Origin of the sequence: Cytobacillus gottheilii, from assembly GCF_018582665.1 — a bacterium.
GTDB lineage: Bacteria > Bacillota > Bacilli > Bacillales > Cytobacillaceae > Cytobacillus > Cytobacillus gottheilii.
The window spans coordinates 2,070,618-2,085,917 of sequence record NZ_CP071709.1 but is presented as its reverse complement, the minus strand read 5'-3'; the positions used below and the strand labels follow the sequence as shown (position 1 = coordinate 2,085,917).

Annotated in this window: 18 protein-coding genes; 5 read left to right on the top strand and 13 right to left on the bottom strand. The window is 38.5% G+C overall.

Annotation, left to right across the window (positions count from 1 at the left end):
- Positions 1-45: 45 nt before the first annotated feature.
- Together J1899_RS10295 and J1899_RS10290 are read right to left on the bottom strand one after the other, a co-directional pair.
- Positions 46-1,842, bottom strand: coding sequence for an ABC transporter ATP-binding protein (locus tag J1899_RS10295; protein WP_214478564.1), 1,797 nt, complete (start codon positions 1,840-1,842; stop codon positions 46-48).
- A 4-nt stretch (positions 1,843-1,846) separates the two neighbouring features.
- The gene (locus J1899_RS10290) at positions 1,847-3,595 is read right to left on the bottom strand and encodes an ABC transporter transmembrane domain-containing protein (RefSeq protein ID WP_214478563.1); all 1,749 of its coding nucleotides are present in this window, start codon (positions 3,593-3,595) and stop codon (positions 1,847-1,849) included.
- 172 nt (positions 3,596-3,767) lie between these two features.
- Between J1899_RS10290 and J1899_RS10285 the strand changes: the two genes are divergently transcribed.
- Positions 3,768-4,211, top strand: coding sequence for a DUF6376 family protein (locus tag J1899_RS10285; protein WP_214478562.1), 444 nt, complete (start codon positions 3,768-3,770; stop codon positions 4,209-4,211).
- Between the two features lie 630 nt (positions 4,212-4,841).
- Here J1899_RS10285 and J1899_RS10280 read toward each other — a convergent pair.
- From J1899_RS10280 to yneA, 6 genes are all read right to left on the bottom strand, one after another.
- Positions 4,842-5,057: a YneF family protein gene (locus J1899_RS10280; RefSeq protein ID WP_080846336.1), complete on the bottom strand. Its 216-nt coding sequence runs from the start codon at positions 5,055-5,057 to the stop codon at positions 4,842-4,844.
- Positions 5,058-5,142: 85 nt separating this feature from the next.
- Positions 5,143-5,580, bottom strand: a complete 438-nt coding sequence (gene sirA, locus J1899_RS10275; protein WP_066446277.1) for a sporulation inhibitor of replication protein SirA — start codon at positions 5,578-5,580, stop codon at positions 5,143-5,145.
- 189 nt (positions 5,581-5,769) lie between these two features.
- Entirely contained in the window at positions 5,770-7,776 is a 2,007-nt protein-coding gene (gene tkt / locus J1899_RS10270) for a transketolase (protein ID WP_214478561.1), read from the bottom strand.
- Between the two features lie 567 nt (positions 7,777-8,343).
- A complete protein-coding gene (locus J1899_RS10265) occupies positions 8,344-8,577 on the bottom strand; it encodes a DUF896 domain-containing protein (RefSeq protein ID WP_066446282.1) in 234 nt (77 codons plus the stop codon).
- A 199-nt stretch (positions 8,578-8,776) separates the two neighbouring features.
- Positions 8,777-9,430 carry a YneB family resolvase-like protein gene (locus J1899_RS10260; RefSeq protein WP_066446285.1) on the bottom strand — a complete coding sequence of 218 codons (654 nt, stop codon included), beginning with the start codon at positions 9,428-9,430 and terminating at the stop codon, positions 8,777-8,779.
- A 31-nt stretch (positions 9,431-9,461) separates the two neighbouring features.
- Positions 9,462-9,782, bottom strand: a complete 321-nt coding sequence (gene yneA, locus J1899_RS10255) for a cell division suppressor protein YneA (protein WP_066446289.1) — start codon at positions 9,780-9,782, stop codon at positions 9,462-9,464.
- Positions 9,783-9,940: 158 nt separating this feature from the next.
- Between yneA and lexA the strand changes: the two genes are divergently transcribed.
- Together lexA and J1899_RS10245 are read left to right on the top strand one after the other, a co-directional pair.
- Complete coding sequence (gene lexA / locus J1899_RS10250) at positions 9,941-10,558, top strand: transcriptional repressor LexA (RefSeq protein WP_066446291.1); 618 nt, start codon at positions 9,941-9,943, stop codon at positions 10,556-10,558.
- 325 nt (positions 10,559-10,883) lie between these two features.
- Positions 10,884-11,171 (top strand): DUF4257 domain-containing protein, encoded by a 288-nt coding sequence (locus J1899_RS10245; RefSeq protein WP_214478560.1) that lies wholly within the window; start codon positions 10,884-10,886, stop codon positions 11,169-11,171.
- 31 nt (positions 11,172-11,202) lie between these two features.
- Here the strand turns inward: J1899_RS10245 and J1899_RS10240 are convergent, their stop codons facing one another.
- The 3 genes from J1899_RS10240 to J1899_RS10230 form a co-directional block, all read right to left on the bottom strand.
- Entirely contained in the window at positions 11,203-11,376 is a 174-nt protein-coding gene (locus tag J1899_RS10240) for an asparagine synthase (protein WP_066446296.1), read from the bottom strand.
- A gap of 79 nt (positions 11,377-11,455) precedes the next feature.
- On the bottom strand, positions 11,456-12,484 hold the full coding sequence (splB, locus tag J1899_RS10235) for a spore photoproduct lyase (RefSeq protein WP_066446299.1): 1,029 nt from the start codon (positions 12,482-12,484) through the stop codon (positions 11,456-11,458).
- Positions 12,468-12,746, bottom strand: coding sequence for a transcriptional regulator SplA domain-containing protein (locus tag J1899_RS10230; protein ID WP_066446301.1), 279 nt, complete (start codon positions 12,744-12,746; stop codon positions 12,468-12,470). The genes splB and J1899_RS10230 overlap by 17 nt, the downstream gene beginning before the upstream one ends.
- A gap of 161 nt (positions 12,747-12,907) precedes the next feature.
- Between J1899_RS10230 and J1899_RS10225 the strand changes: the two genes are divergently transcribed.
- Positions 12,908-13,273, top strand: coding sequence for a carboxymuconolactone decarboxylase family protein (locus J1899_RS10225; RefSeq protein WP_214478559.1), 366 nt, complete (start codon positions 12,908-12,910; stop codon positions 13,271-13,273).
- Positions 13,274-13,324: 51 nt separating this feature from the next.
- Here the strand turns inward: J1899_RS10225 and J1899_RS10220 are convergent, their stop codons facing one another.
- Both J1899_RS10220 and J1899_RS10215 read right to left on the bottom strand, forming a co-directional pair.
- Complete coding sequence (locus J1899_RS10220; protein ID WP_066446311.1) at positions 13,325-13,636, bottom strand: hypothetical protein; 312 nt, start codon at positions 13,634-13,636, stop codon at positions 13,325-13,327.
- Complete coding sequence (locus J1899_RS10215) at positions 13,636-14,220, bottom strand: histidine phosphatase family protein (protein WP_214478558.1); 585 nt, start codon at positions 14,218-14,220, stop codon at positions 13,636-13,638. The genes J1899_RS10220 and J1899_RS10215 overlap by 1 nt, the downstream gene beginning before the upstream one ends.
- 224 nt (positions 14,221-14,444) lie before the next feature.
- Here J1899_RS10215 and ytvA point away from each other — a divergent pair, with 224 nt between their 5' ends.
- On the top strand, positions 14,445-15,227 hold the full coding sequence (gene ytvA / locus J1899_RS10210) for a YtvA family blue-light photoreceptor (RefSeq protein ID WP_214478557.1): 783 nt from the start codon (positions 14,445-14,447) through the stop codon (positions 15,225-15,227).
- Positions 15,228-15,300 lie beyond the last annotated feature (73 nt).

The window sequence follows — 15,300 nt, the reverse complement described above, 5'->3', positions numbered from 1 at the left end:
CACCTCTCATGGCACCCTGCATTCTTTTTAATTTTAATTACCTTATTAAGTTCCTACTGCATCTTCCACAATTTCCGCTGACCCATTCTGCAATAAATACATTTTGTGATAAAGCCCTCTTTGGGAAAGCAGCTCCTGGTGATTGCCCCTTTCAACTATTTCCCCCTGGTGGAGAACCAGAATCTGTTCGGCATCTTGGATCGTTGATAATCGATGGGCAATTGCAATTGTTGTTCTGCCCTTTCGCATTTTGTTTAGCGCAAACTGGATGGCTTCTTCTGTTTCAGTATCAATATTAGCCGTCGCTTCATCTAGAACCAAAACCTTTGGATTAGATGCAATGGTTCTGGCAAAAGCAATTAGCTGACGCTGACCGCTGGAAAATGTTGACCCTCTCTCTACTACCTTATGATCATATTTGTCCTCTAATTGCTGAATAAAGTGATGCGCTTGGACAAATTCAGCTGCCTTTTTAATTTCTTCATCTGATAGTCCATCATTATATAGACTAATATTATCTTTAATAGTTCCATAAAAAAGGAATGGATCCTGCAGGACAAGGCCGAGCTTTTTGCGGATCTCTTCTTTCCCGTAATGCTTAATGGATTGTCCGTCTATCAAAATATCTCCGCGCTCAAATTCATAAAATCTCATCATCATATTAATGATTGAACTTTTTCCGCTTCCTGTATGACCAACAAGTGCCACCGTTTCTCCAGGTTTGGCTTTGAAGCTAATATTTTTTAGAACATCCCGTTTGCCATCATATGAAAATGAGACATTGCGGAATTCTATTTCACCATCTGTAACTTGCAAACTGCTGTTATCAGGCTGATCAGGAGCAAGCTCATCTTCATCAAGCAGTTTAAAAGCGCGTGATGCCGCAATAATCGCTTGCTGATACATAGACAGGCGCTGCATGATATTATTAACAGGCTCAAAAAAACGATCTAAATAACTAACAAACGCATAAATAACGCCAATTTCAACATGACTATTTAACGAATCAAAACCAAAAAAGCTTAACACGATGATTAAAGCAAGTGCGTAAACAAGATCGATGGCTGGACGAAGCAGCAATCCATCAATCTTTATATTGCGTATTCCTGCTTTATAATGCGCTTCGTTGATTTCCTCAAATTCGTCCCGCATTCTTTTTTCCTGCTTAAAAACTTGAATAATAGCCATTCCCTGCAATGATTCACTTAACTTGGCATTCAGCTGACTGAGCCGTTCACGCAAATCCTGGTAAAAAACGGAGCTGTATTTCCGATATGCTGCCATTATCATAAAAATAAGCGGCAATATAATAAGGCAGAATAGAGCAAGCTTCACATTCAGGATAAACATAGCAATAAAAATCCCAACCAGCAAAAATCCGCCTTGAACAAAGGTCACTAGAACACTGACAAACATATCCTTTATCGCTTCAGTATCATTTGTAACACGCGAGACAATACTGCCCGCAGGTGTTTTATCAAAATATTTTAACCCAAGAGCCTGTACCTTACTAAAGACATCAATTCTCAGCTGCTGTATGATTTTCAAAGCGATTTCCTGGAATTTCAGCAGCTGAAAATAAGAAACAATTAAGTTCATGACTTGAAGACCTAAATATGCAGTCCCAAGTATAATTAATGGTTCCGCAACCAGATTCTGAGGACGCAAATAATCATCGATGAAGATACTCACTAGAATTGGGCCTAAAATATCTCCTGCCGTAGTTGCCAGCAGAAGGAGAAAGGCAAGGATAATTGTTTTTTTATGCGGTTTTGTATAGGATAGTAAACGAAATAAAATATTTCTCTGTTCTTTCCCTGTTAAAACTGGTATTTTTTCCATCTCGCTACCCTCCGTACTCCACAAGTTCTTCTAATTGCTGACGTAAAAACATTGTTTTATACCAGCCTTCTATTTCCATCAGCTCTTCATGTGTTCCGCGCTGAATGATGGTTCCTCCATCCAATACAATAATTAGATCAGCATGCTGAATTGCACTTAAACGATGAGCCGTTATGATCGTTGTTTTATTTTCTCTTTCTTCCTTTAATGAACTTAAGATTGCTTCTTCGGTCTTAGCATCAACTGCTGATAACGAATCATCCAGCACTAGAACTTCATGATTCATCAACAGAGCCCTGGCGATTGAAATCCGCTGCTTTTGTCCTCCTGAAAGCGAAACGCCACGTTCCCCTACGACCGTCTCATATCCGTCTGTAAATTGCAGGATATCCTCATGAATATGAGATAGCCTTGCAGCATCATAGATTCGTTCCGTATCTATCTTTGGACTTGTAAAAGCAATGTTCTGGGCAACAGTAGTGGAAAATAGAAAATGCTCTTGCGGAACATATCCAATCGCTGCCCTCAAGCTGTCGAGTTTATATTTCTTAATTGAAAGGTTATTAAAAAGAATCTCACTCTTTTCCCCTTCAAATTCCCGTGTAAGCAGTTTTAATAAAGTTGTTTTGCCTGCACCTGTTTTCCCTACGATTCCTAAAGTCTGCCCCTTTTTAAGTTCAAAGTGAATATCTTTAAGGACGGGAACATTGGCTCCCGGATATGTAAAAGAATCAATCTGATAAAGAAGGTTTCCGCTCGGTACCTCTGAGCTGGCATCTGCATCTTCTTGAATGTCTACTTTCTCTGCCAATAATGCTCTAACACGGTCATATGATGCTCTTCCACGCTCTACAATATTAAACAGCCATCCGAACGCAAGCATTGGCCATACCAAAAGACTCAAATACGTTGTAAAAGAAACAAGTTCTCCAATTGTGATTTCCCCTGCAAGAACAAATCGTGTTCCAAAAGCGATGGATAGAAAAAAAGACACACCGACAATAATGCTGATGGTCGGATCAAATAAAGCGTCCACCTTTGCAACTGATATATTCTTATTTACAACATCCTCAGATTGTTTGCGAAAATCTTCTATATCTTCTTTTTCCTGACCAAATGTTTTAATGACCTTAATACCAGAAATACTTTCCTGTGTTTTATCATTTAAATCTGAAAAAGCTCCCTGTGCTTTGTGGAAACGTTTATGAAGCAAGGTTCCATACCAGCTGGTTAAAATCGCCATTAACGGCATTGGAATCAGCGCAATGAGAGTGAGCTTCCAGCTGATTGTTGCTGCCATAGCAATGATTACAGCTCCTCCTGTAGCCAAAGAATCAACTAATGTTAATACTCCAGCACCGGCTGTCTGCTGAATGGCCGATAAATCATTGGTGGCATGTGCCATTAAATCACCAACGCGTTTCTTCTGATAGAAAGCTTGGGACATCTTAGTAAAATGGTGATAAAGATTGTTCCGCAGCAGCCTGGCAAGCTTAACAGATGAACCAAAAATCATGATCCGCCAAAAATACCGCAGCACATACATGGCAAGTGCACAAACTGCCAAAACACCGATCCAAAAAAGAATAGTCTCAGCAGTGAGCGTATTGCCAATGATATGATCAACGAAAATACCAACAATTCTCGGCGGAACCAGCTGAAGAACCGCCACAAATAATAGTAAGATAATACCTGTAATATACGCCTTTTTTTCTTGTTTAAAAAACCACATTAAATCCGTAAAAACCCTCATATGTTGTCCCCCACGTTCTTCCATAATAACCAACTTAGTTTATCAAATATTTAAAAAATAAGAAAGATTAAATTTAAATCCAAAAGCTGTTTGTCGGTAACAACCTGAAACCTTTTCCCTGCTCAACCGTAAGATAAGATAGCAAGAAATTCATTGAAAGGATGCGGGTAAAATGAAACGACTCGTACAACTTTTGTTCATCAGTATCCTAGCAGCAGTTTTAAGCGGATGTTCATTTTTAGGGGAAGTAAACAATTCGTTAGACTATATAAATGAAGCAACTGCACATATAGAGACACTAAATTCCTTTGCCGAAGAAGCACCAGAATTGCTTCAGGAGGCAGTAACGGATTCTGCTGTTCAAGCTGAACTTGAAGAACAGCTTCTCCATGTTAAAACAGAAATTGAAGAATTTATTCAGCTTACAGACATTCCCTCCCTAGCAGAAGATCTGCATGCAGACTTTGTTCAGAAAAATGAGGCTTTATTGGCAGAAATCAATACCCTTTTGGACAACGGGAACCTTGTGATTACCAATATTGAAAACTCTGAACTATTTACAACCATTCAAGAAGCGAACGAACTTTTTACAAGAATTGAGGACTTAGGTCTTTAAGGTTTTCTCCAATATGCACCAATAGAGCCATCGATAATTATTGAGCTTGGTTGCGAGGCTTTCAGAAGTTTTCGGTTCGGAACTTGGTTGCGAGACTTTCAGAAGCAACGTTTCGGAACTTGGTTGCGAGACTTTTAGAAGCAACGTTTCGGAACTTGGTTGCGAGACTTTTAGAAGCAACGTTTCGGAACTTGGTTGCGAGACTTTCAGAAGCAACGTTTCGGAACTTGGTTGCGAAACTTTCAGAAGCAACGTTTCGGAACTTGGTTGCGAGACTTTTAGAAGTTATCGCTTCGAAACTTGGCTTCGATGCTTTCAGAAGTAACGTTTCGGAGCTTGCTTGCGAGACTTTCAGAACTTAACGGTGTGGAACTTGGTTTCTAGGAACTAAGTTTCGGATTTCCTGCGCAGCTTGCCCATGCACTAGTAAACGCAAAAAAGACCACTTATCCTGAATTTTATCTCAGCAGGATAAGTAGTCTTTTTGTGCAAATTTTGAAAGTCAAGCCAATGAAAGATTAACGATAAAGAATGATCTATCATATCTATAGCAGGAATAAGTCTTCTTCGCCATCGTTTCATTTTTAGAAAAGGATTAGATAAACACATCTAATTCTAAAGCTCTAGTGTTTACTTCCCTTGCTGCTTATTCATCGCATTCATCATTTGATTAATTTTCTTCTGTGATGGTTTCATACCCATTTGCATCATCATCATTTTTAGCATTTGTTCGTTAATTGGTGGATTTTTCTTTAAGTAGCTCATCATATAGCGTCGAGCAATGAAAAACCCTAGTGCCACACCTGCAAGCAATGCAAGTACGCCAACTAGAATATACATACCCATTCTTTCTTCCTCCTTCGTGTTGTCTATCATACAGTGTACTAGACCAAAGGCTATTATACAATATTTGCTGTTATTTTTCTCTTATTTAGACGAATTTTCTTTCTTTTATAGGCTTTAACCATCCATAGCGGCCATGTTCCATATCGATAGCAAGAAAAGAGCCCTCATATTTACGCAGTACTTCAAAAAACATAGTCTCTGCATCATAGTTTCCTCTTGCTTCTATTGAGAGATAACGATCATGAATGGTTAATGCTGCACTGCTCTTTTTTCCATCAATGATATAATTCCCTGATTTGTCCATTTTAAAATTCATTTTTTGCTGCATTTCTAAATGAATATTCTGGTGCAATCGCAGACCTGGGATAGGTTTAGTAATATATTGAATTTGCTTTGCTATGATTTTGTTTAGCTTTCCAGCTGTGTTTTCATATTCCTCAAATAACTCATAAAACATCCGTTCACGACCAAAATAATGCGTGGCAAATTCGTCTTCAATTAGATATATTTGATAATCTCTCATAAGGCCCTCCTTATGGGACAAACCTTTTTGAGTCATTATATCTTTATGTCAATAAATTTACTGTCTGAAAACGTCGCAAAATTCCACTACTTTTGTCGAATGAGTTATTCTTGAAGAGATATATTCATTCGGTATTCAAAAGAAAGAGCGCTTTAATACTATAGCGCTCTTTCGACTATTTAAATGTTATTAGTTTTGAAGCAATGCTTTCACACGAGCAACAACATTTGAAACGGTAAATCCGTATTCTTCCATAATTTTCTCACCAGGAGCTGATGCACCAAATTGATCGATGGCAAGCACATCGCCTTCATCGCCAGTATAGCGATGCCATCCAAGTGATGATCCCATTTCAATAGCAAGTCGTTTCTTTACAGTTTTCGGAATTACACTTTCTTTATATTCCTTTGACTGTGCTTCAAAACGATCCCATGCAGGCAGGCTTACTACAGATGCATAAATCCCTTCATTTTCAAGAGATTTTTGAGCTTCTACAGCTAATCCGACCTCAGATCCTGCAGCCAATAAAAGAACGTCCGTTTTTTCATTATTTGCTTTAGAGATCACATATCCGCCTTTTGATACACCTTCATAGGCGTTTTGATCTGTATCTTTTATTGTCGGTAAATTTTGACGAGTCAGTACTAGAGCTGTCGGCTTGTTTGTTGATTCAACGGCAATCTTCCATGCTGCAGCTGTTTCATTGCCATCAGCAGGACGAATGACTGAAAGATTTGGCATTGCACGCAAAGCTGCAAGTTGTTCTACTGGCTCATGTGTAGGACCATCTTCACCAACTGCAATACTGTCATGTGTGAATACGTAAGTAACAGGCAGGTTCATTAGTGCAGCAAGGCGAATCGCTGGGCGCAAGTAGTCAGAGAATACAAAGAATGTTCCTCCAAAAACTTTTACTCCGCCATGCAGTGCCATTCCGTTTAATGCAGCACCCATGGCAAACTCACGGACACCAAACCAAATGTTTCGGCCAGCAAAGCTTTCTGGTGTAAAATCTTCTGTTCCTTTAATCATTGTCTTATTAGAACCAGCTAAATCTGCAGATCCTCCAAAGAATGTCGGAAGGTTCTGAGCAATTGCATTTAATACTTCTCCTGAAGAAGCACGGCTTGCAAGGCTTTTTCCTTCTTCATAAACTGGCACATCTTTATCCCAGCCTTCTGGAAGTTCATCGTTGATTGCTAATTGCAGCTGGCTTCCTAGCTCAGGATACTTCTCTTTGTATGCAGCAAATAGGTCATTCCATTCCTGCTCTTTTTTCTGGCCATGCTCAGCAACTGCTGCTTTAAAATGATCATAAACTTCTTCAGGCACATGGAAATCTGCTTCAAATGTCCATTTATACGCTTCTTTTGTTAATTTCAGTTCATCTGCTCCAAGTGGTGCACCATGTACATCAGATTTACCTGATTTATTCGGAGAACCAAAACCAATGACTGTTTTTACTTCAATCATCGTTGGACGGTTTTCATCACTCTTTGCTTCTTCAAGTGCCTTAGCAACCTCATGAAGATCATTGCCATCGTTGACACGGATGTACTGCCAGCCATAAGATTTAAAACGCTGCTCAACACTTTCAGAGAATGAACGATCTAAATCTCCATCCAGCGAAATGTCATTTGAATCATAAAGAACAACAAGTTTACCTAACTTAAGATGACCTGCAAGAGATGCTGCTTCAGCAGATACACCTTCCATTAAGTCTCCATCTCCACAAATACTGTATGTATGATGATCTACAACATTAAAACCTTCTTTATTATAAACAGCTGCCATATGACGTTCTGCCATTGCCATACCAACTGCCATTGCCACACCTTGTCCAAGAGGTCCAGTTGTTGCATCTACTCCTGGTGTATGACCGAATTCCGGGTGGCCTGGTGTTTTGCTTCCCCATTGGCGGAATTGTTTAATATCCTCCATTGACACATCATAACCGGATAAATGCAATAGGCTGTATAGAAGCATTGAGCCATGTCCAGCAGATAAAACAAAACGGTCACGATCAAACCATTTTGGATTTTTCGGATTATGATTCATAAATCGAGTCCATAATGTATAAGCCATTGGTGCAGCACCCATTGGCATACCAGGGTGTCCGGAATTAGCCTTCTCTATCGCATCAATGGATAATGTTCGAATAGAACTAATTGATAAAGCATCTGTTTGATTAAACATAAATTACATCCTTTCGAGAAAAATATCTTCTCTTTTAATATATAGACATTCGAGAGGTAAGACAACTGATAGAAACCAAAAACACATGATATTTCCTATTTTGTCACAATAAAACTTGCATTATGTAACAGGAAAGACAAATGTTCATCCATTCCTTTAATAAATGATAACGCCACCAATTTAATAGAAAGAAAAGAAGGAACACATGCCAATAATGGTGTATTCCTTGGTTTTCTTATAAATGAGGCTGGGACAAAACAAAATAAATCTTTCTAAAACACGAACTTTCAATATCTTGGTTTGGGTATTTAAACAAGTCCGTTCCACTGCGCTGCGGACCCTCGCTTTCCGTGGGGAGGAAGCTGAGCCTCCTCGGAGCAAGCTCCTGCGGGGTCTCACCTTTTCCTCTATTGCCCACAGGAGTCGAGTTCCTCCGCTCCATTTCACTCATGCTAATAAAATACATTTTATAATCGTAAAAAAACCGAATGATTAGAAAGATGACTTCCTAACCATTCGGTTCTATGGAAGTGTTAAATACTTATTCCCCAGTCTCATTTAAGCAATTTAATGCAGTTTGTTATTGTTCTTTTCCTGCTTTAGTTTCTCAGGTGTTACATCATTTCCTTCTGGATCTATGATTGTTACGCTCTTGAGTGTATTAAACATGGAAGAGCGGAATGTCTGCAAATATTCTTTGCGCAAAGCTGATTGCTCCTTTGCTTCTGCTTCCGTTAAACCAGTTGTTTTCGCCTTATTTGCTAGAACATTTATGCGGGCGAGTTTGTCCTTTGGCAGCATATGGACAGCTCCTTTACTATTTCTTTAGCATAAATGTCATTTTATTAGAAAATAGTTAAATTGACAAGGATGAAGTCTTACTCGTATAGAAAGAGGCTTCCGAGGTGAGAAAACGCGGATTAAAGGTTTTTTCCGATAAGTCCAGTACATACTGTGAAATTGTTTACTATTTCGCTGGACAATATGAAGATCTAAAGATTTATTGTTCATTATTAAGTTTATCTATATATTCCTGATAACGCCTATGTACAGTAGCTTTTGATATATTATATCCAAACCCTCTTAAGGTTGCTGCGATTTCAGAAAATGTTAACTCATTTTTACGTAAGCGGACAATTTCAGAGATTGGCACTTCAATACGTTCTCTTCCTGCGTTTTCTCCTTGATTAGCTAAGTTTTTTTGGGGCTTATAGCCTTTTTCGATCGCTCTTTGCATTCCGCGTTTAATTTTTACATTATGCAGCTTTCGCTGATATTCCTCAACCATTCCCACTATTTTCAATACCATTGAGTCTGATTCTGAAAGCTGTAGTTCCCCGTTATGCGAAACACTAAATAACTTAATGTTTTCTTTCAGAATACAATGAAGAATGGCTATTTTGGCATTTCCCCTGCCAAGCCTTGTTTCATCCTGAATTAAGACTGCCTGAATATTCTCTTCTTTGATTAGCGATAACAATTCAAGGATTCCTTCTCGCTCAAGGTCATATCCGCTTGCCTTTTCTTTTATAATTCTAGCTGGAAGAAATCCGTTCTTACTTGCAAGATGAAGCAATTCCTCTTCCTGCCTCTGCAAAGATGATTCCTGAGTATCTTTATTTGTACTGACACGGCAGTAAATAATTGCATTCATGTATTGCACCTTCTTCTATTAGTTCCTATTCCTATTCACGGCTGGCCAATTCTGTTATATATTGATCTTCATCAGCTTTTACCGGAATAGAAACGGTATCACCGGGATGAATTTTTCCATTTGTAATGCCATTATGAGTTTCCATCCATTGAACAAATTCAGCAGTAGAAAAATGATGCTCCTCTGCAAATTGTTCAGCAATTCCCCATAACGAGTCATTTTCATTAACAGTTACAATCATATATTGATCGTCTTCCTGATCTTCTAGTTGAAAAGAAAGAATAAGTGATCCTGCAATACTTAAAAATACAAGAATAATAGCATAGCAATAAGAATTCCACAATTTTTTCATAACCTTCACCTCATAAAGAATGTATGTTCGTATTCGTTGAGTTTATTATAATACGAACATTTGTTTTGGTCAACAGAAAATTCGAACTTATGTTTGTATGTGTTTTAAAAGAATGGTATAATCAGGACAAGATATTAATAAAGGGTGCGTGATCCAATTTGAAACTATCAAAAAGACAGCAGGATATTTTGGAATTTATTAAAGATGAGGTCCGACAGAAAGGGTATCCGCCTTCTGTGAGAGAAATCGGTGAAGCTGTTGGACTTGCTTCCAGTTCTACAGTGCATGGCCATTTAGCCAGACTTGAAAGCAAGGGATTAATTAGAAGGGATCCTACAAAGCCTAGGGCAATTGAAATATTGGATCTTGAGGAAACTCATATCCCGAAGGTAAATACCATTAACGTACCTATTGTCGGAAAAGTTACTGCCGGTCAGCCTATTACTGCAATCGAAAATGTTGAAGAGTACTTTCCCCTTCCAGAGCGTCTTGCACCTCCAGATGAACATGTTTTCATGCTGGAGATTATGGGTGATAGTATGATAGAAGCTGGCATTTTAGATGGTGACTATGTTGTAGTTAAACAGCAAAGCACAGCTAATAATGGTGATATTGTAGTCGCAATGACTGAAGATGACGAGGCTACTGTTAAACGTTTCTTCAAAGAAAAAGACTATTTCCGGCTTCAGCCCGAAAATTCAACTATGGAACCAATCATCCTTCGTCATGTTTCAATTTTAGGAAAAGTTACTGGTGTTTATCGTCAAATGCATTAATATGGCAAACAGAGCATGCAGAATACCTGCATGCTTTTTCTTTTATCTGCTAAAAGGTATATACAAATATAGTATCCAGCTATTTTTATCGTTGTTTCCGACCTGACAATCGCCTTTTTTCATTGCCACGATATAAAAAATCACCAAACCGAACTTTTGTTCTATGCGTGGGATTCAATATACATGCCGCATCACCTATATAGTTATCTGAAAATTCGTTATAATTAACCATGCTATTTTTGGAAAATTCCTATATACTGGTAATACAACATGATTCTAACTAAGGTCGCTTCAAAAAATCTCGGCTTTAGGAGTGTGAAGGGCTATGTTATTGAACATGTTACTTTCTTTCTGTATCGGTGCATTTGTCGGTGTAGCAGCACATATTCAAAAAAACGGCAAGCTGATCAAGCCGCGCAAAACAAAACGATTTATCTATCTGGGATTTTTTGAAGATGTTATTATGGGGTCATTAGCGGCTGTACTAGTGGTTTTATCTGCAAATCCTAAATCTGTCATAGCAGTTATTGTTACTGCCATGATCGCTGGATTAGGCGGAGAGGCTATCCTAAAAGGATTGGACTTATTAAAGCTGCGAGAGAAAAAAGAATAGGCGTGCAAGTCTTTTGCACGCCTCATCCTTTCTAACGTCGATGCTCTACAAGGTCAATAACACCTAAAACTACGTGTGCAAGTCCAAATCCAAATAATGTGTTAGCCATCATTTTGTTGCTGCCACGCTTTTGCTTAAGTGCATATCCAGTAGCTGTTACAGCCGTACCTAGTGCAGTTGGAATCATACCTTCACGAATGTTCATGTATTTCCCTCCACATCGATGTTAGTAGGCGTTATTTCTTTCACCCACAAATAGTATCGGCTTTCTTCACCTTAATCACTCATGTAAAATACTCCAATTTTGCATTAGGAAAGAATTTCTCCATATAAGCGTATAAGCTTTTTTGAATTTCCTCTTGTTCGTCTTTCTGATAAATATACTTGCCTATTCCGTATTTTCCCCATTTGTAGCGGCGTTTTTCCTCATCTAACTCCAGCTTTGTCATTGGGTAGTTTTTCTGAATGACCTTTTTTGCAGGCTTGGTAAACCGGTGCTGGATAAACTCAAATGTAATATCCTTTTTCGCATCCTCGGGTAATTCATCATGAAGGCGTTCAAACATATGATAATATCCGTCCTGCCATCCTTCGTGCAAATAAATTGGCGCAACGATAAACCCTAGAGGATACCCTGCTCTGGCTACCTTCCCCGCTGCTTCAATTCTCTTTGCCAGCGGTGATGTGCCAGGCTCAAAATTTTTAATAACATAATCGGCATTCACGCTAAAGCGAAACCGGGTTTTTCCGTTGTGCTCTGCATCCAGCAGATGATCAACATGATGAAACTTTGTAACAAAGCGAAGTTTTCCATGTTCTGACCTGCCGAAATGTTCAATAGCTCTTTTTAAACTATGTGTCAGATGATCAATTCCAACAATATCCGATGTACAGGATGCTTCAAACCGTGTAATTTCTGGTGATCTTTCTTCCATATACTTATCAGCTGCATCCAAGATTTCATCCACATTAACGTAAGTACGAATATACGGCTTACTTCCCATCGTCGTCTGCAGATAGCAATAATGGCAATGACCCATACAGCCAGTGGCAAATGGAATGGCATATTCCGCAGATGGTTTCGAGGTATCAAACTTTAAGGTTTTTCTAATACCAACCACTAATGTGGATTTCGCCACTCTGTATTTTTGAAAATCATTCTCTCCTGGTAAATTGCGGATCTGATTATGAGAGGTTGTATAACGGATATCGAGACCCATTTCCTTAAATCGATCGTATAAAGTTTCTCCTAAAGGATAATCAAGTGCATTAGGCTCAAAATAAACGAGCTGCGGCTTAAAAGGTCTCATCATATAATCCATTTCCTCCATCTATATTCCCGAAGTATTCCTGATAAGCAGCCTCTGCTTCTTGAGGTGTTGAATATACCGCCATTTCATTTGTCAGCGGATAATACGTTTCATATACAAAGACAGCTAAAGATTGAGGATCTTCGGGATTATTAACAACAGCAGCTTCCTGAATATTTGCCACATCCTGTGTGTGCGGATTACGATAAAAAATATAAACAATGTCTCCCGCTTGGTATTCATTACTATATTGGCTGTATTCCAAATTGATCACCACTTTCGAAATGTATACACTCATTTTGCCGATCAACAGTGGAAATTATGATTTCTATATAGTGGAAATAGTTTCTAAAAAGCTTTCGGGTAAGGATGAAGCCAATGGTTTATACTAACGATGCTAAATAAATTGGAATGGAGATGAATCTCATGGATTTACATGCGTCTAACCAAACTGAGGCAGCATTGCTGCATTATAAAGAGGGACTTGGCACATTTACAAAAAAGATGCCTGAACTTGCTTCTCACTTTTATGCTTTTACTGAGGAATGTTTTCGCGAGGGAACTCTATCTCAAAAAGACAAGCAATTAATCGCTCTTGGGATCAGCCTTTACTCTCAGGATGAATATTGCATCATTTATCATACAAAAGGCTGTCTGGACCAAGGGTGCAGTGAACAGGAAATCTATGAAGCAATTGGCGTTACGGCGGCATTTGGCGGCGGCGCTGCTATGAGTCAGGCAGTTACACTGGTTCAAGATTGCATCCAAGACTTAAATAATCTTACACAATAAGTACTGATGCATAACGGAAAAACGAGCCACTGCTGACGGTGGCTCGTTCACTTAAAAATCTTCTATTTCGGCCTTTTTGTTCGACTTTGCTGCATCAATCATAAGCAAGATGGCGGTGATGATATGCATCACCATTCCTATTACAGGAATAAACCCAACAACAGAGGTAACAATGCCTAAAATGCTGCCATGTTTCTTTTCGCCTTCATTTGCACTGAATACAAGTGTCACGATGTGTAGTACCAGCATGACAAATAACGGTGTCCATGCCGTACTTAAAATTAATAATCCTCCCAAAAAAGGAATGCCCAGCGCCGCTTCAAAACCACCAGTTATCCACTTTAAAATCGTAGAGGTTTTCATTACTTTTCCTCACTTTCCTGTAAATGATGGATCACATTATAATCTTTGATGGACCACTTATCTTCTTTAAAAGTCATATTATTAAGGCAAGCATTCTCTAAACGAATTTGATTAAATAGCTCAGCATCTAATGCGTTCGCAGCTAGGATTGCATGAATGACTGCACCATGGGCCACAAGCAAAACTTTCTGATTCGGATATTCCCTGCTGATTCTCATTAATCCTTCCTGCAGCCGGGTGGTTAACTCCTCCACTGTTTCCATATCTGTGTAATTCTTATCCGGAAAATGCTGCTGACGCTCCTCCGGTGTCATGCCTTCAGCTTTACCAAAATGCCTTTCCGTGAAATCCTCCATTACTTTTAATGGTACCCCAACTTGATTCTGAATGATTTCAGCTGTTTTCTTTGCTCTTGAAAGCGGACTGGTTAGAATAATGTCCCACTTATCTTGGTTTAAATAGGCAGCACACAGCTCAGCCTGTTTTACTCCATTCATATTTAAAGGAATGTCTGTGCTTCCTTGTAATTTTCCTTCTGCATTCCAATCAGTCTGTCCGTGCCTAACAATACATAGAACTGTCAAAAGTAATCATCTCCTCATTTATTTCTTTTTTATGTAAAATTATTAGATATGATGAATTGTGTCACACTAGTAAAATCTTCATATAATTTTAGCATAAATGAGGCATAATAATATGTTCAATTTCTTAATATGTAAAAGAAGTAGTCAATAGCCTTCGCTACAATTTTACTTCAAGGTATGTTTTAATAAGAATATAACAATTAATGAAGGGGGAGAGAGTTTTAGTGATTAGGGAACATATGAATGACATCTTTACACCATTTCTCAAACAAGCTTTAGATGCAACAAATGTCGGGGTGGTAATTACTGATCCTGAAAAAGATGATAATCCGATCGTCTATATTAATAAAGGCTTTACGAACCTAACCGGCTATACCGAAGAGGATGTTCTTGGGAAAAATTGCCGTTTTCTCCAGGGAGCAGATACAGAACGTGCTGTTGTTCAATCTATTTCGCAGGGCATCAAAGAAAAAAAGTCCATTCATGTGGAGCTTATCAATTACCGTAAGGATGGTACACCGTTTCGTAATGAATTAATTATTGATCCAATATATATAGATAATACCGATCGCACTTTTTTTATTGGCGTGCAAAAAGATGTTACTGAACAATACGAAACGAAGCTGGAGCTGGAAGACACACTTAAAGAAGTGCAAAGACTTTCCACCCCTATTGTACCAATTACAAACTCCATTTCGGTTATCCCTCTAATCGGTTCCCTCACATTTGAGAGAGTTGAAGTCTTATATAACGAGATTTCGGCTTCAGAAATCATTAGACATAATCAAATTGTCATTATTGATTTATCAGGACTCGCCTTTTTTGATGATCAATTCGGAATCAATATTGGAAATATACATAAAATGCTTAATCTGCTCGGTATTGAGCTCGTTCTTACTGGTTTTTCACCTAATATGGCAGTTTCCACCCAAACATATATCGAACAGTTAAGGAAGATTAAAGTCTATAAAGATATCAAAAGTGCATTGGGAAATCTTGCCGTATAATGAACATGTTTATCTTTCTTTTATAAGTGTATATAAATAGTAAGCATATACTACACACGATAAAAGGAGGCAA